This is a genomic window from Streptomyces sp. NPDC101151 (genome assembly GCF_044768335.1).
GTDB lineage: Bacteria > Actinomycetota > Actinomycetes > Streptomycetales > Streptomycetaceae > Streptomyces.
The window spans coordinates 93,579-115,655 of the sequence record NZ_JBIWPP010000027.1 but is presented as its reverse complement, the minus strand read 5'-3'; the positions used below and the strand labels follow the sequence as shown (position 1 = coordinate 115,655).

The window sequence follows — 22,077 nt, the reverse complement described above, 5'->3', positions numbered from 1 at the left end:
GGAAGGCGGCGCTTACCGCACACCGCACCAGACGCGGTCGGGCCTGCAAGTCGTAAGGAGACGATTCATGGCCAACGTCTCGCACAGGGGTGACATGACAACCCACCCCGACATCTCCGAAATGCGGGAACGCTACGCCCGCATGCTCGGTGGTCGTGATGTGGCGCTGGTGGACGGGCCGGTCTTCCTGCTCGGCGTCTACTGCGCGGCATCTCCGTGGATCCTGCACTACACGACGAGCCAGCCGGCACTCGTGGCACACAACCTGATCGTGGGCATCGCGATAGGCCTGCTGGCGCTGGGGTTCACGAGGGCCCCCGAGCGGATGTACGGCCTCAGCTGGGCCATGTGCGCCATGGGTGTCTGGATGATCATCGCGCCGTGGGTCGTGGGCAGCAGCCCGGACACCGGCGTGATCATCAACAACATCGTCATCGGCGCGCTGGCCTTCGTCCTCGGACTGATATGCGCCGGTACGGCGGCGAAGAGCGTCCCGAAGCCATAAGGACAAGACACGAGGAAGGGAGGACCACGCGAAGAAAGTGAAGGCCACGAAGAAGAAGAACGCGAGGCCGGTCCGCCCGGGCGGGCCGGCCTCGCCACGCCCGCGGCTCAGCGGACGGGCACCTGCCAGGGCGACTGCGGCATGGTGCTGCCGGTCTCCAGAAGCGACTTGAGGTTGGAGAGCACCGCCGGCCAGCCGGACGCGATGTCGGCGCGCTCGCCCTCGTCGTTGAGATCCTCGTGGGTGACGGTCAGCCTGACGATGTCCTCGTGCGGCCGGATCTCGAAGGTCACCCGGGAGTGCCGGTCCTCCCGGTCCTCCTGATCGGGCGCGGCCCAGGTGGTGACCAGGCGGGTCGGGAACTCGCTCTCGACCACACGGCCGACCACGTCGGCGATCCCGGAGCCGTCGGTGCGGACATGCTCCCAGCGGGAGCCGACCTGCCAGTCGGAGACGTTGCGGTGCCCCCAGTAGGCGGCGGTCAGGTCGGCGTCGGTGAGCGCCTCCCAGACCTTCTCGGGCGTGCTCGCGATGTAGGTGACGTACACGAAACTCGGCTTGTCGGTCATGGCTTCCTCGGCTCGTCGCTTCACGGCGCCGAGCGCACTGAGGCGCGGGCGCTCGAACTTGTCGATCCACCGCTCCTGGATCTCGTGGAGCGGTACGGGGTTCAGGTAGTGCAGCTTTTCCCGCCCCCGCCGCACCGTGCTGACCAGATTGGCGGCCTCCAGGACGGCGAGGTGCTGGGTGACCGACTGACGCGTCATGTCGATGCGCTCGCACAGCTCGCCCAGCGTCTGGCCGTTGTGTTCGTGCAGCCGGTCCAGAAGCCGTCTGCGCGTGTCGTCGGCCAGTGCCTTGAAGACCTTGTCCATCCCGGTGTCGTCCTTCGATTGCACACTCAACGTTATGCAGGCGATTACTTGCATGTCAAGCCAGACCGGACCGGACTGCGGTTTCCCCGCGGATCTGATGGTTGAGCGCGAATTATGCGGTGATTCGCGCGGAACGCAACAAGCATCTGCTACATGACGTATGGGCGCCCTTGATTCACGTTCCGTAGCGTCGAAGACGCCGACGAACGAACCCGAACGAAGGGCAGTTCACCGATGCGTGCACGTCGCACCCCGCGCACCACACTCGTCGCCGCCGGCGTCGCCGCCGCCCTGGGCGCGCCGGCGACCGGCGCCTTCGCCGCCGCACCCGAACCGACTCCCGTCGCCCACGGCACGGCCGAGCGTGTCCACGTCAAGACGGTGCGGCTCGCGGACAAGGTCTCCGTGGCGAAGGTCCACAAGACCGGCAAGCACCGCTACGAGGTGACCCCGGGCCGCGAGACGCCGAGGCTCCGGCCGGCAGTGCGCCGGCCGGAGCTTCCGAGTGTGTGCCCCCCGCGGACTCCCCGGTGACACACACTCGGAAGCGGACCGCGGAACGGGATTTCAGCGTGCGGCAGGCGCGGTGTCCGGATCCCGTCCGGCCACGTACTCCTCGGCGATCTCCTTCACGCCGAACGGCCACACCTTCTCCAGCCGCGCCCAGATCAGGTAGGCCACGCAGCCGAGGGCGACCCAGGCCAGGGACCACTCGATGGGGTGGCGGCCCGGGGAGTTCTTGTCGGCGTACCCGTAGATCACGCACCAGCCGACGAAAGCGACGATGCCGGGCAGCGGATAGAGCCACATCCGGTACGGGCGGCGCAGGGTCGGCTGCCGCTTGCGCAGGACGGTGAGCGCGATGATCTGGGCCAGCGCCTGGACGATCACCATGACCGTGGTGAGCAGCTGGATCAGGGTGGCGAGGTCGGTGTGACGGCCGATCAGGAAGCCGATCGCGGTGATCACGCCCATGGTCGCCAGGCCCAGCGTCGGGAAGCGGTGCTTCGGGTGCAGCTTCTCGTAGGGGCGGAAGAACACCCGGTCGCGGGCGGCGTCGTAGGGCACCCGGGAGCCGCCGAGCAGGCCGGTGAACACCGAGGCGAACGCCGTGATCAGGATCAGCACGGTGACCGTGTCGGCGGCACCCTTGCCCCAGGTCTTCTCCAGCACCGCGGAGGCCACGGAGGTGGCGGCGATGTCGTTCGGGTCGGTCATACGGTGCCAGTCGATGACGCCGAGCGTACCGATCTGCAGCAGCAGGTAGATCGCCATGATGCCGAGGATCGAGAAGATGATGGAGCGCGGCAGGGTCCGGCCGGGGTCCTTGATCTCGGCGCCCATGTAGGCGGTGGTGTTGTACCCGAGGTAGTCGTAGATGCCGATGGTCAGGCCCGCGGCGAAGCCGAGCCAGAAGTGGTTGCCCGTCAGATCGAAGGCGTGGGCGGGGTAGGTGAAGGCCAGGTGCGGGCTGAAGTCGCTCGCGGCGGCGGCGATCACCAGGACCACCGAGGCGATCATCACGGCCCACATCACGGCGGTGATCCGGGCGATGTGCTCGATGCCGCGCCAGAGCAGGAGCACCACCAGCGCGATGATGCCGAGCCCGATCAGGTCGCCGGATGTCTTGCCGAGATCGGGTGCGAGGTAACCCAGGTACTGGACGAAGCCGACCACGCCCGTGGACATGATCAGCGGGATGAAGAGCATCGCCGTCCACACGAACAGGAACGGCATCAGCCGGCCGGTGCGGTACTGGAAGGCCTGGCGGAGATAGACGTAACTGCCGCCGGAGCCGGGCATGGCCGCACCCAGCTCGGCCCACACCAGCCCGTCGCAGAGCGCCAGCACGGCGCCCGCGACGAATCCGGTGACCGCCTGGGGGCCGCCGAACGCGGCGACCATCAGGGGGATCGTCACGAACGGGCCGATGCCGCACATCTGACTCATGTTGATGGCCGTGGCCTGGAACAGGCCGACACGACGGACGAAGCCACCCGTGGGTGGCGGACTACCGGACATGGGGACTCCTGACGCGACGGGCGCACGGGCCGCGCGCTTGGCGGCGACTCACCCGGTCGGGCTGACTGGGCGATAAAGTTAAGGAGCCTTACTAGAGGCGTCAAGTATGCGACAGGAATGCGTGAGAATGGTGCGATGGCCGCCAGTGACGTCGTAGCGCAGCAGGACCAGCCCTGGAGCCGCCGGCGGCTGCGCAGCACCAACGAGCGGCTGCTCCTGGACCGGCTGCGCGGTGCCGGCGCCGCCTCACGCGCCCAACTGGCCCGCGAGACGGGCCTGTCGAAGCCGACCGTGTCCAGCGCGCTGGCCTCGCTGGAGGCGGCCGGGCTGGTCCACGAGGTCGGCACCCACGCCCCCGAACGCGGGCGCACCGCCGTGCTGTACGCCCCGGACCCGGCCGCCGGGTACGCACTCGGGGTGGACATCGGCCGCGGCTGGCTGCGGGTGGCGGTCGTCGATCTGGACGGCACGGTGATAGCCCGGGCCGATGTGCGCAACCGCGCCCGCGCCTCCGCCGCCATGGCCGACCTGGTCGTGGGCACGGCCCGGCAGGTGATCGGCAACTCGGGCGTGGACCCGGCCGAGGTGGTGCACGGGGTGGTGGGCACGCCGGGCGTGTACGACGAGAAGCAGCGGCGGGTGCGGTACGCGATGCATCTGCCGGGGTGGGGCCGCGCGGGGCTGTTCGACCGGATGCGCGAGGAGCTGGGCGTCCCGCTGGAGGTGCACAACGATGCCAACCTGGCCGCGCTCGGCGAGTACACGTACGGCGTCGGTGCGGGCAGTCGGCTCTTCGCGTACATCCTGATCGGCACCGGCCTCGGGATGGGGGTCGTCGGCGAGGGCCGGCTGTTCACGGGGGCGCACGGGCTGGCCGGGGAGATCGGGTTCCTGCCCTGGCCGGGCCGGCAGAAGCCGGAGCGACTGGAGGACGCGGTGTCGGGGGTGGCCGTGGTGGAGGCCGCCCGGCACTTCGGGATGAGCGGGCAGCTCACGGCCAAGGCCGTGTTCGACGCGGCCCGGCGGGGCAATCCGGCCGCGGTGCAGGCGGTGGAGCTGGAGGGCGAGCGGATCGCGCACACCGTGGCGGCCGCGGCCGCGGTGCTCGACCCGGATCTCGTCGTGCTCGGCGGCGGGGTGGGCCACAGCGTGGACCTGCTGCTGGAGCCGGTCCGCGAACACCTGCGCACCCTGACCCCGCTGCGGCCGCGGATCGCGCCGAGCCGGCTCGGGGAGGACGCGGTGCTGCTGGGCGCGGTGGCGACGGCGCTGGGCACGGCGCGCAACCTGGTGTTCGAGCGCAGGTCGGACCGCGGCTGACCGGTTCGCATCGGCCGGCCCGGTCCACGGCGGCCGAGGTCGTTGACACGCCCCTCACCGCCCCCTACCTTGAGCCAAGTTAGTAAAGTTTCCTAACTTTACGAGCCTGGAGACCACCGTGTTCCCTCGCCCCGCCCCCAGACGCCGGCTCGCCTCGGCCGGCGTGCTCCTGAGCCTGCTCGGCATGCTCACCACCGCCTGGGTCGGAGCCCGGGACCGCAGCCCGGCACCGCACGAGCACCAGCCCAGGGTCACCCATGTCCCGTCCGTCGCGGGGTCCGCCACGCCGTTGTCCGGATTCGCGATCCAGTCCACGGCGAAGGTGACCGACTCCGCGGCGGCCGTCTCCTCCCCCGGCTATCCGGCGGCCGGATGGCATCCGGCGGGCGCCCGCTCCACGGTCCTGGCCGCGCTGCTCGCCGACGGCGTGTACGCCGACCCGTTCCACTCCACCAACCAGCAGAAGATCCCGAAGGGCGACTTCGACGTCCCCTGGTGGTACCGCTCCGACTTCACCGTCGGGGACACCGCCCGGCGCACCGCGCTCGACTTCAGCGGTGTCCTCTCCGCGGCCGACGTCTACGTCAACGGCCACCAGGTCGCCAAGGCCGCTGACGTCACCGGCGCCTACACCCACCACGAGCTGGACATCACCTCGCTGGTGAAGTCCGGCACGAACACGGTCGCCTTCCGGATCCAGCCCAACGACCCGAACAAGAACCTCACCATGGGGTGGATCGACTGGATCCAGCCGCCGCCCGACCGGAACATGGGCATCGTCCGTGACGTCCTGGTCCGGCAGAGCGGCCCGGTCGTGCTGCGCGACGCGCACGTGGTGACCAAGCTGGCCGTGCCCTCGCTCGCCAGCGCCGACCTGACCGTCCGGGCGCAGGCCCGCAACGACACCGGAACGCCGGTCACGGCCCAGGTCACCGGCAGCATCGCCGGGACGGAACTCACCAGGACCGTGCCGCTCGCCGCGCACGAGACGAAGACCGTCACCTTCTCCCCCGCCGAGGTCCCCGGACTGCACCTGACCTCACCGAAGGTGTGGTGGCCGGCCGGCCTGGGCGGGCAGCCGCTGTACGACCTCGACCTCAGCGCGTCCGTGTCCGGCACCGTCTCGGACACCGCCCACGAGACTTTCGGGATCCGCGACGTACAGGCACCCCTCGACTCCGACGGCGCCCGCCAGTACCGGATCAACGGCCGCAAGCTGCTGATCAAGGGCGGCGGCTGGTCCCCGGACGAGTTCCTGCGCTGGGACTCCACCTATGTGGAGGACCGGCTGAAGTACGCCCTCGACCTCGGACTGAACACCATCCGGCTGGAAGGCCACATCGAGCCGGACGAGTTCTTCGACCTCGCCGACCGCTACGGCGTGCTCACACTGCCGGGCTGGGAGTGCTGTGACAAGTGGGAGGGCCAGGTCAACGGGACCGGCGAGTCCGGCGACAAGTGGACCGACGCCGACTACCCGGTGGCCAAGGCCTCCATGGCCGCCGAGGCCGCCCGGCTGCGCGACCACCCGAGCGTGATCTCCTTCCTGATCGGCAGCGACTTCGCACCCGACGCGACGATCGAGAAGAACTACCTGGACGCCCTGAAGGCCGCGGACTGGTCCACTCCGGTGGTCTCCGCCGCATCCGCCAAATCCTCGCCGCAGCTCGGCAGTTCGGGCATGAAGATGACCGGGCCCTACGACTGGGTCCCGCCGAACTACTGGTACGCCAAGCGCGAGGGCGGGGCGACCGGCTTCAACTCCGAGACCAGCGCGGGTCCCGACATCCCCACGCTCGACACGTTGCACCGGATGATGACACCGGCCGAGCTGGACACGCTCTGGAAGAACCCGGACGCCAAGCAGTACCACCGCTCGCCCTCGCCCGTCTTCGGCACGCTCAAGATCTACGGCGCCGCCCTCACCGGCCGCTACGGCGCCCCGACGGGCCTCTCCGACTACGTGCGCAAATCGCAGCTGGCCCAGTACGAGAACGTGCGCGCCCAGTACGAGGCCTACAGCCGCAACGCCACCGACTCCAGCAAGCCCGCCACCGGGCTGATCTACTGGATGTTCAACAGCGGCTGGACCTCCCTGCACTGGCAGCTCACGGACCGTTATCTGGACCAGGGCGGCTCCTATTTCGGCGCCAAGAAGGCGAACGAGCCGCTGCACATCCAGTACTCCTACGACAACCGCTCGGTCGTCGTCGTGAACAACCGGCACGCCTCCGCCGGCGGACTCACCGCGCGGGCGACCCTGTTCAACCCCGACGGCACACAGAAGTACGACCAGACCGTGACCGGGGTGAACGTGACCGGCGACGGCGCGCACGGCACCGCGCTCACCCTGCCGTCTTCCGTGAGCGGCCTCTCGGCCACCTACCTGCTCCGGCTGACCCTGACCGACGCGGACGGCAAGGAGGTGAGCCGGAACGTGTACTGGCTCTCCACCAAGGCCGACGCCCTCGACTGGGCCAAGACCGACTGGTACCACACGCCGACGACCAGCTATGCGGATCTCAAGGGACTCTCCTCGATGGCGCAGGTACCCCTCTCGGCGACGGCGTCGACCAAGGCGTCCGGTGGCGTGTCGACCACGACGGTGACCGTGCGCACCACGGGCGGCGGAAAGACGCCGTCGCTGTTCACGGACGTCCACCTGGTCGACGCGCAGGGCAAGCCGGTGCTGCCGGTGCGGTGGTCGGACGGCGAGGTCGGTCTGTGGCCGGGCGAGTCGGTGACCCTGACCGCCACCTACCGGACCGCCGATCTGCACGGCTCGGCGCCGCATGTGCGGGTATCCGGCTGGAACACGCCGGAGAAGACCGTCCTGGCCGACTGAACGTACGGGGGTGGGCCCGGACGGCCCACCCCCGCGTGGCTCAGCCGACGTTGAGCGCGGTGTCGTCGACGACGAACGACGTCTGGAGGGTGGAGCCCTCGGTGCCGGTGAACTTGATCGTGACCGTCTGGCCCGCGTAGCTCGCGAGGTTGAAGCTGCGCTGGGTGTAGCCGCCGGCCGCGTTCAGGTTCGAGTAGGTCGCGAGGGTCGCCAGCACCGTTCCGCTGCTGTTGAGCACCTGCGCCTTCAAGGTGTCGTACGCCGTCGAGGTGGTCGTCTCGGCGGTGTCGACATGGAGATAGAAGCTCAGGGTGGCGCTCGTGCACCCGGCGGGGATGGTGACCGACTGCGCGAGCGTGTCGGTGTGGGCGGAACCGTAGCCGTTCAGCCAGGCCTTGTAGGAGCCGGTGCGGGCGGCCTCGCCGGTGTCGCTGGTGACGACACCGCTGGAAGAGGTCCAGGAGGTGGCGCCGGACTCGAAACCGGGATTGGCCAGCAGCTGCGCGGCGGTGCAGGTGCCGCCACCGCCACCGCCGCCACCCGTGCCGGAACCGGCCAGCCAGGCCGTGGCGTTCAGGGCGAGGGCCGCGTTGGTGGCGCTGGTGTCGTTCCAGCCGTCGTACAGGGTGTTGCCGGACTGGCCGGTGCCGTCGTCGATCGGCGAGCTGTCGCCCCAGAAGGCGACACGGCCGCTGCCGAAGGTGGAGGTCAGGAAGAAGGCGCCGGTGTTGCCGGAGTAACCGGTGCGGTACAGCAGGCCCTTGACGCCGGAGTTGTCGGCGGGCTTGAGCGTGGCGGTCGTTCCGCTGGCGATCAGGCTCTTGGTGACGGTGCCGAAGGAACCGTGCAGGACGGGGTCGCCGCTGTCGCTGATCGCCGACGGGTGATCGGAGCTGATGCTGAGCGAGTCGACGGAGAAGCCGAACGGGTCGGTGGAGTCGACGCTGTTGTTCGTCATCAGGTCGTTGAAGATCTCGACCGCGTCCTCGCCGTCGTTGTTGCGGTCGGCGCCGGTGTGGTCGGAGATCATGAACAGGCCGCCGCCGTTCTTCACGAAGTTCATGATCGCCGTCTTCTCGGCGGTCGTGAACAGCGTGTTCGGCTCGGGCAGGACCAGCGTGTCGAAGTTCGACAGGTCGGTGGCGGACGAACCGCCGTAGCCGAGGCTGGAGCCCGAGGGCAGCGTCTTCAGGCTGTAACCGCCGGCCTTCTGCAGGGCGACGCCCCAGGAGGACAGGGCACCAGTCCAGTCCGTCTCGGCGGACGGGGAGGAGTCCTGGCCGAGTGGGTCGGGCTGGCTGGTCGAGATGATCCAGTCGGCGTTGCCGGCCGTTTCGGCGTGGGCGTTGTCGAACAGGATCCGGTGCGTGGTGGCCGCACGGGCGGGGGTGGCGCTGGTGCCGACCTGCAGGGCTGCCGAGGTGACCAGCAGTCCGAGTCCGGCCAGGGCGGTGGTGCATCTGCGGCGGGATCTCTTCGATCCGAGCATCCGGCAAACCTCCATGAGGGGTGGGGAGAGAGGCGGTGCGGGCGCCAGGTCTGCGCGCGTAGATCTCGCTCGAGGGTTCTACACGCGTCGATTGGTTGAAAGGTACATGGCATGACGGGCCGGTGAACAGAAGGCCCCGGCAACAATCGCACCGGCGTGGCTCCGCCTACAGCGGGCACATGGCACAGCAGCGGGGTACGCGGCGAAGAGGGGTGGACATGGAGATTTCAGGCCTCATCAGTGCCATCGTCATCGGGATCGTCATCGGTGTGCTGGGCCGGCTGGTCGTGCCCGGGCGACAGCACATCGGCGTCCTGTGGACCATCGTGGTCGGCATCGTGGCGGCGCTGCTGGGCTCGGCGATCGCCGCCGGGTTCGGGGTCGCCGACACCAAGGGGCCGGACTGGATCGAGTGGTTCATCCAGATCGGGCTCGCTGCCGTGGGGGTCGCCGCGCTGGACCGGGCGCGGTTCCGCCGGTGAGGGAGCGGTCAACTCCCGTACAGATAGGGCGTCGTGGTACTCAGCGCGTGGAAGCCGAGGCGTTCCAGGATCGGGCGGCTCATGGCTGAGGCGTCGACCTGGAGGTAGCGGTAGCCGTGGGCGGCGGCGACGCGGGCCCGGTGGGCGACCAGGGCACGGTAGATGCCCCGGCCCCGCCAGGCCTCGACGGTGCCGCCGCCCCACAGTCCGGCGAACCGGGTGCCGGGCACCAGCTCCATGCGGGCCGCGCTGACGGGTTCGTCCGCGGCGAGCGCGACGACGGCGACCACCGTGCCGGGATCGGCGGCCAGCCGGTCGAGCAACCGGTGGCGCAGCCGGGTGCCGTCGGTGCCGAAGGCCTTCTCGTGCACGTCCACGACGAGGTCGACACCGGCCGGATCGGTGGCCTGGACGAAGCGGATCCCTGCGGGCGGCTCGGCGTCGAGGGCGAGCCGGGCGACCTCGCCGATCAGGAGCGTCTCCTCCGGCTCGGCCCGGAATCCGGCGGCGGTGAGCCGGGGACCGAGGTCCACCGGACGGTCGTGGCCGTAGAGCTTCCACTCGAAGTCGCGGCCCAGGCCGGTGAAGTACGCGATCTGTTCGCCGATCACCCGGTCCGCGGTCCCCGCGTCCAGAGCGGACCACACGACGCCGTTCCACCCCTGTGCGTCGGCGATCTGACGGACGAGCCCGCCCGTCCGCTCGATGCGGGCACCGGGCCCGTCGGGGCGTGCGCCCTCGCGCATGTCCCGGTCGTACAGGGCGAGTACCGCGGTGTGATCCATGACCTCACTCCAGCATCCGGGCCCGGGCGCGGCAACGCATTTACCGGCGGTCCGGGGCGGTGCCGTCCGGCCGTACCACGGACAGGTAGGCGCTCAGCCGGTCGCGGTTGCGGGCCAGACAGTCGATGCGGCCCTGGATGCGGTCGATGCGCGTCTGCAGCAGAGCCGCCGTCTGCGGCGTCACGCACTCGGCGGGCGGGTGCAGTTCGTCGGGTCGCGAGAGATACGGCAGGTTCGCGCGGATCATCTCGGTGGTCGGGCCCGAGTCGATGGTGTCGCATGGTGAAGGACAGTGAGCTGGGTCATCTGCGCCGGTGCGTAGACCTCGCGCGGGGGGCGCTCGCGGCGGGCGACGAGGCCTTCGGTTCGGTGCTCGTCGCGGCGGACGGCACGGTCCTCGCCCAGGACCACAACCGGGTGGCCTCCGGGGACCGCACCCGGCACCCGGAGTTCGAGCCGGCCCGCTGGTCGGCCGACCACCGCACGCCCGCGGAACGGGCCGCCGCCACCGTCTACACCTCGGGGGAGCACTGCCCGATGTGCGCGGCCGCGCCCGCCTGGGTGGGGCTCGGCCGCATCGTGTACGTCGTCTCGTCCGAACAGCTCGGCTCCTGGCTGGACGAGTTGGGCGTGTCCGCGGCCCCGGTGCGGGCACTGCCCCGTGCACGAGGTGGCGCCCGGCGTGACCGTCGAGGGGCCGGTGCCGGAACTGGTCGCGGAGGTGCGGGACCTGCACCGCCGCTTCCACGGAAACCCCCGCCGACCCGGGCCGGCCCGGTACCCGGCCGGCTCAGCCGAGTTCGAGCGTGGCCACACCGAAAACCCGCTCCCGGGCGTGCTCGCGGACCGGTCCGGTGTACATCCGGGCGGTCTCGAACGAGGCGCTGAAGCCGGCTTCTTCGGCGAGGGCGACGCCGGCCGTGTTCGGTTCGGGGACGTCGATGGCGACCTGGTGGCCGGTGGCGTCGGCGGTGAGCGCGGCGAACAGGGCCCGGGCGTCGTCGGCGGTGTCGGCGAAGAGGGGGCCGATCCGCAGGCAGTCACGGCCGGGCCGGATCACGCCATAGCCGGTGAGGCGGTCGCCGTCGTGGCGGACGTACGCGCGGTGCCCGGGGCCGCTGAGCCATTCGGCAAGGAAGCGCGGGCGGTCGGCCGGGGTGCAGGCGCTGTCGTAGGCGATGACGGCGGACAGGTCGGCGGGCCCGGCGGCACGGATGCCCTCGGGTATCGGGCTCTGGGAGGCCGTGCCGGTGAAACGGATGGTGCGGTGGGCGAGTTCGAAGCCGGACTGACGGTAGTTGCCCTGCTGGGCGACGACTCCGTCCAGGCCGACGGTGCGGTTCCCGGCGTGGGCCAGCGCGGTCTTCCAGGTGGTGAGGCCGTGGCCGTGGCCGCGCAGGTCCGGGCGGACGAGGTAGCAGCCGAGGAAGGCGTAGTCGGAGCCGTAGTTCACGACGGAGACGGCCGACACCGGCTCGCCGTCGATCCGGCCGAGGAAGAACCCGTCCGGGTCCTGGGCGAAGAAGGCGGGACCGTCGGACAGCCCGGGGTTCCAGCCCTCCGCCGCCGCCCACCCGCCGATCACCGGCCAGTCGGCGAGACCGGCCTGAGTGACGACGAGGTCCTGGGGGGCCGGAGAGGTCATCGGTGCGCTCCATTCCGTGGGGGTCAGCGGTGCTGCACGGCGCGGTTCGGCGACCGCGTCCGCAGCATCCTTGCCGATCGACCCGGCCTGCGTCACGCCCGGACCAGCCGTCATGGGCGTGAAACCGCCCCGCTGCGCGCGGAGTTGGCAGTGTGCGGCAGCGGAGCGGAGGAGGCCGGACGATCGTCCGGGGCACGGGGAACACGCCGAAGGCCCCACCGGGCCGGCGTCCGGCGGGGCCTTGCGGTGTCGGGTCAGCGAGTGCGGCCGGGGCGGAAACGGCGGTACAGGGTCGCGCCGGTGAGGAGTAGGGCGGCACTACCGGCGATCGCGGGAGCCGCCAGATCCGCTCCGGTGTGGGCCAGGGTGGCCACGGGCGGCTGCACCGTCCGCGGGACGGGGTGGGACCTGGCGGGGGCCGGCGGCTTCCGGGTCGGGGGCGGCGTCTGGTCGCCGGGGTTGTTGGCGGAGTGGTTGCCCTCGGCCGGGTTGCCCACGCCGACCACGTCGACCGAATTGCCGCTGATGTTCACCGGGATGTGCACCGGGACCTGGATGGTGTTGCCGGCGAGCACTCCGGGCGAGCCCTTCGTGTCCCCCTGTGCCGCTGCGCCGCCGGACGCGGCCGAGCCACCCGGGCCGGCCTCGTCGCCGTTCGTGCATGTGTTGCCCGCGGCGGGGTTGAGCAGTCCCACCACGTCCACGGTGTTGCCGCACACGTTCACCGGGAGGTGCACCGGGACCTGGATGGTGTTGCCGGCGATCAGCCCGGGCGAGTCGGCCGCCGAGCCGTCGGCGGCGGCGCCGTCGGCCGCGAAGGCCGCGGACACCGGCATCGCCACAGCCATCGCGCCGGAGGCGGCGACGACGGCGATCACACCGTTTCGGGTAGCCCGTCTCATAGGTTCCCTGCCTTCCAGACATCATCGCGGGCACTCACCCGCACCACATAGAACGCAGGCGAACCATCCGAGTTATGGCTTATCGGCCTTTCACCCCATCGAGTGGCATGATCATTCGAACCCCATGCAAAGTCATCGAATGATCATTGATCATGACGAAAGGGATGAAGCATAGATCACCGGGCGGCCAACCGCTCGTCGGGAGGCGGCCCGTACAGAGCCCGCTTATGGTGATCGAGGGCGCCGCCCCGGTCCGCAGCGGGTGCACCCCGGGAGGCCTTCGATGCTGGTCAAGCTGTCCTCACGGCCCGCGATGCGGCGCTGCGCGGGCGCCGGAGCCCTCACCCTGGTGCTGCTCGGGTCCGGGCTGCCCGCGGTGGCCGCCGGCCAGCCGCAGCCCGACCTGTCCCGCTTCTACCGGCAGAAGGCCTCCTGGGGCGCCTGCGAGGGGCCGGACATACCCAAGGATCTCCAGTGCGCGAAGGTCACCGTGCCGCTCGACTACGCGCACCCGGGCTCGGGCACGCTCGACCTGGCGCTGGCCCGCTACCGGGCCACCGGCACGTCCCGGGTGGGCTCGGTGCTGCTGAACTTCGGCGGTCCCGGCGGGGCGGGCGTCAGTGAACTCGCCGCGGGCGGCAAGGAGCTCATGGACCTGACCAACGGCTACGACGTGGTCACCTTCGATCCGCGCGGCGTCGGCCGGTCCTCCCCCGTCAGCTGCGGCGACGGCACCGACCAGGCCTCGGCGGCGATGGGCATGAACGCCGACATCAGCCATCCGCAGGCCCTGCTGAAGGAGCTGCGGCAGGCCGCCACGCAGTGCGCCAGGCACTCTGGCCCGGTGCTGCGGCACATAGGCACCGTGAACGCCGCCCGGGACATGGACGTCATCCGCCAGGCCCTCGGCGACAAGAAGCTCAACTACCTGGGCTTCTCCTACGGCACGCGGCTGGGTGCCGTGTACGCGGCGCAGTTCCCGGACAAGGTGGGCCGGATGGCGCTGGACGGCGTGGACACCCTGACCGAGCCGCTGTCCGAACAGGGGCTGGCGGGCGCCGAGGGGCAGCAGACGGCACTGGACGACTTCCTGGACTGGTGTACGACGGACATCGCCTGTCCGTTCGGGCGGGACCGGCGGATGGCCGGGGACCAGGTCGTCCGGCTGGTGCGCTCGCTCGACGAGAATCCGGTACCCACGGACTTCGGCGACACCTTCTCCGGCCAGGACCTGGTCGGCGCCATCGGACAGGCCCTCTACAGCAAGGAACTGTGGCCCTCGCTGGAGCGTGCGCTCGTCGCGCTGGTCGAGGACGGCGACACACGGCGCGTGCTCAGCTTCTCCTCCGGCGGCGGCTTCGCCGTGCCGGTGCGTCAGGACGGGCGGGGGAAGGCTCAGGACCGCACGGTGCGGGGCGGCGGGCTCGTGGACGCCCAGGACGTCCCGGCGGACAACCTGCCGGCCGCGCTGATGGCGATCAACTGCGCGGACGACCCCGACCGGCCCACCGAGGCACAGATCACCAAGGACCTGAAGGACCTGCGGGCCGCCTACGACCAGGCGTCGCCGGTCTTCGGCCGCTTCCGGCTCACCCAGCTGCTGATGTGCCACGGCCGCCCCAAGGGCACGGACTTCATACGCGACCGGGTCAAGCACGTCGACTCGGCCAGGATGCTGCTGGTGGGCACCCGTGGCGACCCGGCGACGCCGTACCGCTGGACCGTGGAGACGGCCCGCCGGCTCGGCTCCTCGGCCGTGGTGCTCGACAACAAGGGCGAGGGACACACCGGCTACTCGTCGTCCACGTGTGTGCACCGCAAGGTCAACGACTTCCTGCTGTACGGCTCCCTGCCGGCGAGCGGCAGCTCCTGCCCCGCGGACGGGAACAGCTGGAGCTCCACCGCGAACACCACCAATTGACGACAGGATGAACGCAAGCGGGTAACAGCCCCGATTCCGGTACAACCTCCCGGTCGGACCGGACGTCACACTGGGCAGGCGCGCCTCGGCCCGCCGGACCCGTACGTGACCTACAGGGGGATCCCACCATGCGCATCCGCGCCGCCATCGCCGTACCCGCCGTCTCGGCCGCCGCTGCGGCCCTGCTGCTCACCGCGCCGCCGAGCCAGGCGGCGGAGGCGCACGCCAAGACCGCCCGCTGTGCGGAGAAGGTACTGACCCTGCGCGCGAAGGCCGCGTCCGACGACCCGTCGGTGGTGCGGGTGAGCGTGACCAACCGCGGCACCCGGGCCTGTGCCGTGGACCGCGTGCCCACGGTCACCTTCGGTGACCTGGACGGGGCCGCGCTGCCGGTGCCCGAGGGCGGCAGCGGAACGTACCGGCTCGCCGCGGGCAGGACCGCCTACGCGGCCGTACGCACCATCGCCGACCCGGCGGACCCCGAGGCCCGCCGGGTGGACGCGATCACGGTGGCCGCGTCGGCGTCCCAGGGGGGCCGCTCCTTCACCGCCGCGCAGCTCGGCACCGGGAGCGAGGTCCTCGTCTGGGAGCCGGTGACGACGTGGTGGCAGCCGACGGCGGCGGCCGCGGACCGGGCTCTCGGCCTCAACTGAGGGTCAGCTCCGGGGAGTAGAGATCCAGCCACTGGGCGAGGTCCAGGGTGCGCTCCAGGCCGCGCCGGGCCACCTGGGTGCTGACGGGGGTGTCGCGTTCGGCGGCCTCCCGGACGCGCTCCCGGTCGACCAGGTCGAAGACCGGGTGGGAGGGCCGGGCGAGGAGGTCCTTGGCCTGGTCCTGCAGGGCCCGGGCGTACCGCGGGTCCTGGGTGGAGGGGTAGGGGCTCTTGACCCGCTCGTACACGGACCGCGGCAGGAGGTCCGCGGTCGCCTCCCTGAGCAGGCTCTTCTCCCGGCCGTCGAAGGACTTCAGCGACCAGGGCGTGTTGTAGACGTACTCCACGAGGCGGTGGTCGCAGAACGGCACCCGGACCTCCAGGCCGACGGCCATGCTCATCCGGTCCTTGCGGTCGAGCAGGGCGCGGACGAACCGGGTCAGGTGCAGATGGCAGATCTGTCGCATGCGGTACTCGAAGTCGCTCTCGCCGTCCAGGCGGTGGATGCCGGAGACGGCGGTGCGATAGCCCTCGGCGACGTATCCCTCCACGTCGAGGGACTTGACCAGGTCGGGGCGCAGGACCTCGGTGTCGTCACCGAAGTGCCGGCCGAAGCGGACCAGCCAGGGAAAGGTGTCGGCGCGGCGGGCCTCCTCGTCGAAGAACTGCAGGTAGCCGCCGAAGACCTCGTCGGCGGACTCGCCGGACAGGGCGACCGTGGACTGGTCGCGGATGGCGCGGAAGAGCAGCAGCAGCGAGGTGTCCATGTCTCCGAATCCGGCCGGCAGGTCTCGGGCGCGGATCACTTTCTCGCGGACGGACGGGTCGGCCAGGGACTCGGCGTCCAGGACGATGTCCTGGTGGTCGGTGCGGGCGAGCTGCGCCACGTCGTGCACGAAGGGCGTGTCCGGGGTGCCGCGCAGCTCGTCGGCGACGAAGTTGTCGGTCTGGCCGACGAAGTCGACGGCGAAGCTGCGTACCTTCTCGCCCCGCCCGGCGAGCTGCCGGGCGGCGAGCGCGGTCATGGCGGAGGAGTCGAGGCCGCCGGAGAGCAGGGTGCAGCGCGGGACGTCGGCGACGAGCTGGCGGCGGACGATGTCGTCGAGGAGCGAGCGCACGGTGGCGATGGTGGTGTCGCGGTCGTCGGTGTGCGGGCGGGTCTCCAGCCGCCAGTAGACGCGGGTGTGCAAGCCCGTGCGGTCGACGGTGACGACGGTGCCGGGTTCGACCTCGTGCATGCCGTCCCACACGGCGTGTCCGGGCGTCTTGATCATGGTGAACAGCTCCCGCAGGCCGTCCAGGGCGACGCGGGGGCGGACATGCGGGTTGGCGAGGATCGCCTTGGGCTCGGAGCCGAACAGGACGCCGTCCGAGGTCGGCTGGTAGTAGAACGGCTTGATGCCCATGCGGTCGCGGATCATCACCAGCCGGCTGTGGCGGCCGTCCCACACGGCGAAGGCGTACATGCCGTTCAGCCGCTCGGCGACGGCGTCGCCCCATTCGAGGTAGCCGTGCAGGACGACCTCGGTGTCGGATTCCGTGAGGAACCGGTGGCCGCGGTCCGCGAGCAGGCGGCGGAGTTCGGTGAAGTTGTACGCCTCCCCGGAGTAGACGAGGGCGACGGTTCCCTCGGGGGTGCGGACGGACATCGGCTGACGGCCGCCGGGGAGGTCGATGATGGCGAGCCGGCGGTGGCCCAGGGCGGCGGGGCCCTCGGCCCAGGTGCCGCGGTCGTCCGGGCCACGGCAGGCCATCGTCTCGGTCATCGCATGCAATGTGGCCGACTCGGTCGTCATGTCGCGGTCGAAGGAGACCCATCCGGTGATGCCGCACATGCGCCAGCTCCTGCCTCCGGCCCGCGGCCCGCCCCCAGCCCACCTGCACTCTCCGGGGTGGACGAAAAACGGCCGCCGAACCAGTTGTATCGAGCACCTATATGACGAGCGTCCGTCAGGTGCCGGCGGTGGTCAACGCGGGCGTAACCCGTCCGGCCCACACTCCCTCATCGATTCAGCCGCTTTTTGCCTGCGCAAAATCGAAGGACCGTTGCGGCGCCGGGCCAGGGCGGCACGAACCGGCCACGGGCAAAAACTTCGCCAAACGGCTCCCGGGTTACGGCTTCGCGGTCAGAAACCAGTCGAGCGCCCCGGTCAGTTCGGCCGGCTTCTCCACGGGCAGCTCATGGCCCGCGTCGATGATGCGCACGACCGCGTTCGGGTAGGCCTTGGCCATCCGGAGCATCTGGCGCACGGGCAGCTGGATGTCGTGGTAGCCGTGCACCATCAGGGTGGGCGTGGCGATCTCACCGGCGCGGTCGAGGACGTCGAAGGCCCGCATGGCGCCGTAGAGCGTCATGACCACCTCGCGCGGGGTGTCGGCCGAGGAGCGGATGTACTCCCGGACCTCTTCGCGCGGATGGCCCGGGGCGAAGGCCCGCTGGATGTTGGTCGCGATGAAAAGCTTGTACGGCACCAGGGTGGAGGCCGCCATGAGCAGTCCCCGGCCGCGGTTGTAGGTCATCCGTCCGATGGAGTTGACCAGCACCATCCGCTCCACCCGCTCGGGGTGGGCCAGGGCGATGGTCTGGGAGATCATCCCTCCCATGGAGTGACCGACCAGCACGAACCGCTCGACCTCCAGGTGGTCGAGGAGGGCGAGGACGTCCCTCGCCAGCTCCGCGATCGTGCGCACCCCGGCCCCCGTGCTCTCCCCGTGCCCGCGCAGGTCCAGCCGGATCACCCGCCGGCCGGCGGAGAAGTGGGCCAGCTGGTGGTCCCAGCGGTGCCGGTTGGCGGTCCAGCCGTGGACGAACACCAGGGGTACGTGCGCGCCGTCATGGGGGCCCTCGTCGTCGTACGTCAGTACGGCGCCGTCGACGTCGAGCTGCGGCATGGGGGCCTCCTGGGGTGCACTCCGGTTACTGACCGGTACGGTATCCGGCTTCATGGCCCTCCGTCACCGGCGTTCCCCCAGGAATTCGAGGATGTGACCGAAGACGTCGAGGGCGGCGCCCCGGCCCAGGAAGGTGTCCAGGTGACCGTAGCCGGGGATCTCGGTGTAGGAGACGTCCAGCTGCGGCTGCCGGCGGGCCAGCACCTCGTGGCAGAGCTGCTGCGAGTCCAGCCACAGCCCGTTCTCGCTGCCCGCGAGCAGCAGGACCGGGGTGTCGATGCGGGCGGCCGCGTCCAGCGCGTTGGGCGGCAGCGCCCGGTAGCGGTGGTCGGTGTCGTGCCAGCGGACGACGCTGCGGGCCAGCTCGATCCGGCGCAGATGGGGCAGGATCCACAGCGGGGCGGGACCGAGGAGTTCGGCGAGCCGGTCGTGGGTGGTGTCGGCCAGGTTCTCGTGGACGAACAGCGAGGCGCCCGTGCCCCAGGCCGAGTGGTGCAGGATCTGGCAGGTCGGATCGGGGCAGCCCGCCTTGCGGCCGGCCAGCGCGAACAGCGGGGTGTACTTCGACCACAGACCCACCTTGCGGAAGTCGACCGGGATGTGGTCGATCCGGGTCTTCAGCAGCTCCCCCGCCACGGACATGCGCAGCGAGGTCCGGCCGGCCATCTTGGGCGTCAGGAAGACCCCCTGGGAGACCACGCCCGCCAGGCCCGGCACCAGCCCGGCCGCCATGCTCATGGACAGGGCGAGCGAGCCGATGCAGTGGGCGACGACGAACAGCGGGCGGTCGCCGATCTGTTGCCGTACGTGGGCGACGGCCTCGGGAATGTCGTACAGCGCCACGTCGTCGTAGGTGTACCGGCGGCCGGTCTCGTTGTACGGCAGCCTGCAGCTGCCCCGCCAGTCCAGCAGCCAGGGTTCGTAGCCCTCGTCGAGGAGAACGTCCACGAGGTTGCGGGTCTCGGGCTGCAGGAACATGTCGGCGGACGCGGTGTGCCCGTGCAGGAGCAGCACCGCGGGCCGGGCCGGGTCGCCGGTGCCGACGCGGGTCAGGCCGAGACGGACGCCGTCGCTCGTGCGGAACGGGATCTCCTCCACGCGGGCGGGGTCGAGGCGGTGGCGCAGGGGGCGGAGGGCCGCGGTGGTGCGGACCCTGCGGAGCGCCGGCCGGGCCGTCCGGGAAGGGGTGGTCCTGAAGATCATCGGCTGTGCTCCGTGAAAGTGGGGGTGCGGCGCAGGTCGAGCAGGTCCGCCGCGGCCCGGGCGAAGGGGGCGAGCAGTCCGCGGCCCATCTCCACACCGAACCAGGCGAGCCAGGTCAGCTTGGCGGCCCGCTTCTCCTGACTGGTCAGGCGCGGATCGACGCGGATGCCGTCGATCTGGTCGCGGACGTAGGAGTCGGCGGGCACGACGACCTCGCCCAGCAGACTCGCGGCCTCGCCCTCGCGGCCGATCTCCACGGTGAGCGCCCTCGTCTGCCGCCACACGTCCCGCCGGGCCCGCGCATACTTGCGGCCCTCCAGCCACCACAGTCCGCCGTCCGCGTCGCGCAGCTTCAGCCGGTAGCGCAGCAGTTGATGCCGCAGGCCGTGCTGGAGCGGGATGCCCTCCTCCGGGCGGACCCAGACGTCACCGCGCTCCACGGTCAGCGGCTCGGGATGGACGGCCGGGCAGGTCACCTCGCCGGTGACGTCCACCCGGCGCTCCCTGACCAGCTGGTGCATACCTGCTATGGACAGGGTGAGCGCCATCGAGCAGGGGGTCGCCGCTGCGGCTCCGACCGGCCCGACGGTGCCCTCGGTGGTCTCGGAGAACCAGAGGTAGGGCTGGTCGTCCTTGTGCGGGAGCCGGGCCAGCCCGTCGTCGGCGAGCTTCTCGAAGGTCTTCAGCTGGGCCCGGGCGTCGTACCGGGCGGCGGGCGTGAGACCGAGCGCGGCGACCAGGGCGTCGGTGCGCTCGGCGCCGGCGGCCGGGCCCTTCAGCGTGGCCTCGCACAGCTTCAGCGCGGTGGGGCTTTGCAACACCCGGGAGAGGAAGCCCAGTTCGGGCACCGGCTCGGCCTCCAGACGGGCCAGGGTGTCGGTGCGCCACTCGTCCCAGTCCTGGACGCGTACGTGCATGCCGCCGAAGGCCATGTCCCGTACGACGTCTTCCGGGGTGTTGGGGACGCCTGTGAGGTTGTAGTCGAAGCCCCAGGCGTCGGGCTCGCAGATCGCGGCGACCGCGACCCGGCTGACCCAGTCCACGGGGGCCGCGTTGAGGTAGTGGAACGCCGGTACGGTGCGGAAGCGGCCGAAGGCGGAGATCAGTCCGCTGCTGAGGTCCTGCGGGTTGTAGGCGCCGGTCCGGGTGTGACCGCCGATCCCGCCGGGGCGGAGTGCGGTGACGACGAGCCCATGGTCGCGGGCGCGGCGCAGGGCGACCTCGGCGGCCCACTTGGACTGGTCGTAGCCGGAGACGAGCCGGTCGACATGGGCGAGCGGGTCGTCCTCGCCCATGGAGGTGATCCCGACCTCGTTGAACACGGCGATGGACGAGATGTGGTGCAGGGGCTTGGGGCGGCCGGTCGCGGCGAGTTCGGCGAGCGTGAGCGCGCCGAGGACGTTGCTGCCGCGCAGCGAGTGGTAGCCGCGCAGGAAGTCCACGGCGGCGGCGACACCGACGATGCTGTCGAGTTCGTGCGCAAGGCTCGCCCACTGCTCGTCGGTGAGGCCGAGGCGGGGGCGGCGGATGTCGCCGGGCAGCACGGTGATGCGCCGGCGTATCTCCGCGGACCACGGCAGTCTGTAGCTGCGCAGCTGGGCGCCGAGCCGCTCGGCCGCGGCGGCCTCGTCCGCCGCCCGGACCAGGCAGTAGACGTGGGCGTCGCTGTGCCGCAACAGGTCGAGCAGCATGTGGCTGCCGAGGAAGCCGGTCGCGCCGGTCAGCAGAATCCGACGGGGCGGCAGCGGCTCGGGCACATCGGTGAAGGGGAGCCGGTCGGCGAGGGCGAGGTCGGCGAGGATCTGGTCGAGGTCCTCCTGGCGGGCCCGGGAGTGCGGCTCTCCGGCTCGGTAGGGGGTGCTCGGTACGGGGGGCGGGGTGCGCGGGTACGGGACGGGAAGTGCGCTCGGGGCGGCAACCGGGGATGCGAGGGGCGACGGCGGCGCCGAGGGGGCCGCGCCCCGGCGGACCTCCGGTGCGGCGATCGGCGCCGGAGCGGCCGAGGGAAACGCGACCGCGGAGGTCGCCGCCACGGCGGGAGGTGCCTGCACGGCCGAGGACGCCGCGTCCTGTGGGACCTCCTGCGCGGCGGGGCGCGCCGGTGCGGCCGACGGCGCCGGGGGCGCGGTGTGCCCGAGCAGCAGTAGCCACCGTCGGGCCAGGCTGACCGGCCGGGCGTCGGCGAACACCTCGTCCAGGTCGACCTCGATGCCCAGCTCGCTCTCCAGCTCGGCGGCCAGTTCCACCGCGTCGACGGAGGTACCGCCCGCGTCGAAGAAGTCGGCGTCGGGCGCCAGCCGGCCGGAGGGCAGGTGGCGGCCGGCCGCTGCGGCGATGGTCGCCGTCAGGCCGTCCAGGTCGGGCGCCGGGACCGGGGCGGGCTCGGGCACGGTGTCCGTCGCCCGTACCTTGGCCAGCAGACCGGCCACGCCGAGTCCGCCGCCGCCCCGTTCGATCGACTCGGCGATCGCCCGCCGGCCGGCGTCGGCCGGTTCCTCGTTCACGTCACGCATGAGAGCCCTTCACGTAGTGCTTGGTC

Annotated in this window: 18 protein-coding genes and 1 pseudogene; 8 read left to right on the top strand and 11 right to left on the bottom strand. The window is 71.2% G+C overall.

What is annotated here, in order from left to right; genetic code table 11:
- Positions 1-67: 67 nt before the first annotated feature.
- Positions 68-505 carry an SPW repeat protein gene (locus ACIRU3_RS35085; RefSeq protein WP_404065233.1) on the top strand — a complete coding sequence of 146 codons (438 nt, stop codon included), beginning with the start codon at positions 68-70 and terminating at the stop codon, positions 503-505.
- Positions 506-612: 107 nt separating this feature from the next.
- On the opposite strand, the gene ACIRU3_RS35080 is transcribed toward ACIRU3_RS35085, so the two are convergent.
- Positions 613-1,380, bottom strand: a complete 768-nt coding sequence (locus ACIRU3_RS35080) for an ArsR/SmtB family transcription factor (RefSeq protein WP_404065268.1) — start codon at positions 1,378-1,380, stop codon at positions 613-615.
- 234 nt (positions 1,381-1,614) lie between these two features.
- Between ACIRU3_RS35080 and ACIRU3_RS35075 the strand changes: the two genes are divergently transcribed.
- Positions 1,615-1,914, top strand: coding sequence for a hypothetical protein (locus ACIRU3_RS35075; RefSeq protein ID WP_404065231.1), 300 nt, complete (start codon positions 1,615-1,617; stop codon positions 1,912-1,914).
- 33 nt (positions 1,915-1,947) lie between these two features.
- Here the strand turns inward: ACIRU3_RS35075 and ACIRU3_RS35070 are convergent, their stop codons facing one another.
- Complete coding sequence (locus tag ACIRU3_RS35070) at positions 1,948-3,402, bottom strand: APC family permease (RefSeq protein ID WP_404065228.1); 1,455 nt, start codon at positions 3,400-3,402, stop codon at positions 1,948-1,950.
- Between the two features lie 135 nt (positions 3,403-3,537).
- On the opposite strand from ACIRU3_RS35070, the gene ACIRU3_RS35065 reads away from it, so the two are divergent.
- Together ACIRU3_RS35065 and ACIRU3_RS35060 are read left to right on the top strand one after the other, a co-directional pair.
- A complete protein-coding gene (locus ACIRU3_RS35065; protein WP_404065226.1) occupies positions 3,538-4,722 on the top strand; it encodes an ROK family protein in 1,185 nt (394 codons plus the stop codon).
- 118 nt (positions 4,723-4,840) lie between these two features.
- Positions 4,841-7,567: a glycosyl hydrolase 2 galactose-binding domain-containing protein gene (locus tag ACIRU3_RS35060; protein ID WP_404065223.1), complete on the top strand. Its 2,727-nt coding sequence runs from the start codon at positions 4,841-4,843 to the stop codon at positions 7,565-7,567.
- A gap of 40 nt (positions 7,568-7,607) precedes the next feature.
- Here ACIRU3_RS35060 and ACIRU3_RS35055 read toward each other — a convergent pair whose 3' ends face one another.
- Complete coding sequence (locus ACIRU3_RS35055; RefSeq protein ID WP_404065221.1) at positions 7,608-9,056, bottom strand: hydrolase; 1,449 nt, start codon at positions 9,054-9,056, stop codon at positions 7,608-7,610.
- 218 nt (positions 9,057-9,274) lie between these two features.
- On the opposite strand from ACIRU3_RS35055, the gene ACIRU3_RS35050 reads away from it, so the two are divergent.
- Positions 9,275-9,538 carry a GlsB/YeaQ/YmgE family stress response membrane protein gene (locus tag ACIRU3_RS35050; RefSeq protein WP_404065218.1) on the top strand — a complete coding sequence of 88 codons (264 nt, stop codon included), beginning with the start codon at positions 9,275-9,277 and terminating at the stop codon, positions 9,536-9,538.
- Between the two features lie 8 nt (positions 9,539-9,546).
- On the opposite strand, the gene ACIRU3_RS35045 is transcribed toward ACIRU3_RS35050, so the two are convergent.
- Both ACIRU3_RS35045 and ACIRU3_RS35040 read right to left on the bottom strand, forming a co-directional pair.
- Positions 9,547-10,323, bottom strand: a complete 777-nt coding sequence (locus ACIRU3_RS35045) for a GNAT family N-acetyltransferase (protein WP_404065215.1) — start codon at positions 10,321-10,323, stop codon at positions 9,547-9,549.
- A gap of 40 nt (positions 10,324-10,363) precedes the next feature.
- Positions 10,364-10,570, bottom strand: coding sequence for a hypothetical protein (locus ACIRU3_RS35040; protein WP_404065213.1), 207 nt, complete (start codon positions 10,568-10,570; stop codon positions 10,364-10,366).
- Between the two features lie 32 nt (positions 10,571-10,602).
- Here ACIRU3_RS35040 and ACIRU3_RS35035 point away from each other — a divergent pair.
- Positions 10,603-11,071: pseudogene (locus ACIRU3_RS35035) on the top strand (nucleoside deaminase); the annotation flags it as partial.
- A 42-nt stretch (positions 11,072-11,113) separates the two neighbouring features.
- Here the strand turns inward: ACIRU3_RS35035 and ACIRU3_RS35030 are convergent.
- Positions 11,114-11,968, bottom strand: coding sequence for a GNAT family N-acetyltransferase (locus ACIRU3_RS35030; protein WP_404065210.1), 855 nt, complete (start codon positions 11,966-11,968; stop codon positions 11,114-11,116).
- 254 nt (positions 11,969-12,222) lie between these two features.
- Entirely contained in the window at positions 12,223-12,870 is a 648-nt protein-coding gene (locus tag ACIRU3_RS35025; RefSeq protein WP_404065207.1) for a chaplin, read from the bottom strand.
- Positions 12,871-13,153: 283 nt separating this feature from the next.
- Here ACIRU3_RS35025 and ACIRU3_RS35020 point away from each other — a divergent pair, with 283 nt between their 5' ends.
- Both ACIRU3_RS35020 and ACIRU3_RS35015 read left to right on the top strand, forming a co-directional pair.
- The gene (locus ACIRU3_RS35020) at positions 13,154-14,791 is read left to right on the top strand and encodes an alpha/beta hydrolase (protein ID WP_404065205.1); all 1,638 of its coding nucleotides are present in this window, start codon (positions 13,154-13,156) and stop codon (positions 14,789-14,791) included.
- A 128-nt stretch (positions 14,792-14,919) separates the two neighbouring features.
- Positions 14,920-15,444 (top strand): DUF4232 domain-containing protein, encoded by a 525-nt coding sequence (locus ACIRU3_RS35015; protein WP_404065202.1) that lies wholly within the window; start codon positions 14,920-14,922, stop codon positions 15,442-15,444.
- Here the strand turns inward: ACIRU3_RS35015 and asnB are convergent.
- From asnB to ACIRU3_RS34995, 4 genes are all read right to left on the bottom strand, one after another.
- A complete protein-coding gene (gene asnB, locus ACIRU3_RS35010; RefSeq protein ID WP_404065199.1) occupies positions 15,437-17,278 on the bottom strand; it encodes an asparagine synthase (glutamine-hydrolyzing) in 1,842 nt (613 codons plus the stop codon). The two genes, ACIRU3_RS35015 and asnB, sit on opposite strands and share 8 nt — an antisense overlap.
- A gap of 277 nt (positions 17,279-17,555) precedes the next feature.
- Entirely contained in the window at positions 17,556-18,335 is a 780-nt protein-coding gene (locus ACIRU3_RS35005) for an alpha/beta fold hydrolase (protein ID WP_404065196.1), read from the bottom strand.
- A gap of 63 nt (positions 18,336-18,398) precedes the next feature.
- Entirely contained in the window at positions 18,399-19,538 is a 1,140-nt protein-coding gene (locus ACIRU3_RS35000; protein ID WP_404065194.1) for an alpha/beta hydrolase, read from the bottom strand.
- Positions 19,535-22,051 (bottom strand): thioester reductase domain-containing protein, encoded by a 2,517-nt coding sequence (locus tag ACIRU3_RS34995; RefSeq protein WP_404065191.1) that lies wholly within the window; start codon positions 22,049-22,051, stop codon positions 19,535-19,537. The genes ACIRU3_RS35000 and ACIRU3_RS34995 overlap by 4 nt, the downstream gene beginning before the upstream one ends.
- Positions 22,052-22,077: the final 26 nt, after the last annotated feature.

Bases quoted from the DNA above. Each gene is read 5' to 3' on its own strand.
- ACIRU3_RS35005 (WP_404065196.1), bottom strand. From the start codon at position 18,335: ATGCCGCAGCTCGACGTCGACGGCGCCGTACTGACGTACGACGACGAG.
- ACIRU3_RS35065 (WP_404065226.1), top strand. From the start codon at position 3,538: ATGGCCGCCAGTGACGTCGTAGCGCAGCAGGACCAGCCCTGGAGCCGC.
- ACIRU3_RS35085 (WP_404065233.1), top strand. From the start codon at position 68: ATGGCCAACGTCTCGCACAGGGGTGACATGACAACCCACCCCGACATC.
- ACIRU3_RS34995 (WP_404065191.1), bottom strand. From the start codon at position 22,051: ATGCGTGACGTGAACGAGGAACCGGCCGACGCCGGCCGGCGGGCGATC.
- ACIRU3_RS35020 (WP_404065205.1), top strand. From the start codon at position 13,154: ATGCTGGTCAAGCTGTCCTCACGGCCCGCGATGCGGCGCTGCGCGGGC.
- ACIRU3_RS35075 (WP_404065231.1), top strand. From the start codon at position 1,615: ATGCGTGCACGTCGCACCCCGCGCACCACACTCGTCGCCGCCGGCGTC.
- ACIRU3_RS35040 (WP_404065213.1), bottom strand. From the start codon at position 10,570: ATGATCCGCGCGAACCTGCCGTATCTCTCGCGACCCGACGAACTGCAC.
- ACIRU3_RS35000 (WP_404065194.1), bottom strand. From the start codon at position 19,538: ATGATCTTCAGGACCACCCCTTCCCGGACGGCCCGGCCGGCGCTCCGC.
- ACIRU3_RS35015 (WP_404065202.1), top strand. From the start codon at position 14,920: ATGCGCATCCGCGCCGCCATCGCCGTACCCGCCGTCTCGGCCGCCGCT.
- ACIRU3_RS35050 (WP_404065218.1), top strand. From the start codon at position 9,275: ATGGAGATTTCAGGCCTCATCAGTGCCATCGTCATCGGGATCGTCATC.
- ACIRU3_RS35055 (WP_404065221.1), bottom strand. From the start codon at position 9,056: ATGCTCGGATCGAAGAGATCCCGCCGCAGATGCACCACCGCCCTGGCC.
- ACIRU3_RS35070 (WP_404065228.1), bottom strand. From the start codon at position 3,402: ATGTCCGGTAGTCCGCCACCCACGGGTGGCTTCGTCCGTCGTGTCGGC.
- asnB (WP_404065199.1), bottom strand. From the start codon at position 17,278: ATGTGCGGCATCACCGGATGGGTCTCCTTCGACCGCGACATGACGACC.
- ACIRU3_RS35030 (WP_404065210.1), bottom strand. From the start codon at position 11,968: ATGACCTCTCCGGCCCCCCAGGACCTCGTCGTCACTCAGGCCGGTCTC.
- ACIRU3_RS35080 (WP_404065268.1), bottom strand. From the start codon at position 1,380: ATGGACAAGGTCTTCAAGGCACTGGCCGACGACACGCGCAGACGGCTT.
- ACIRU3_RS35025 (WP_404065207.1), bottom strand. From the start codon at position 12,870: ATGAGACGGGCTACCCGAAACGGTGTGATCGCCGTCGTCGCCGCCTCC.
- ACIRU3_RS35045 (WP_404065215.1), bottom strand. From the start codon at position 10,323: ATGGATCACACCGCGGTACTCGCCCTGTACGACCGGGACATGCGCGAG.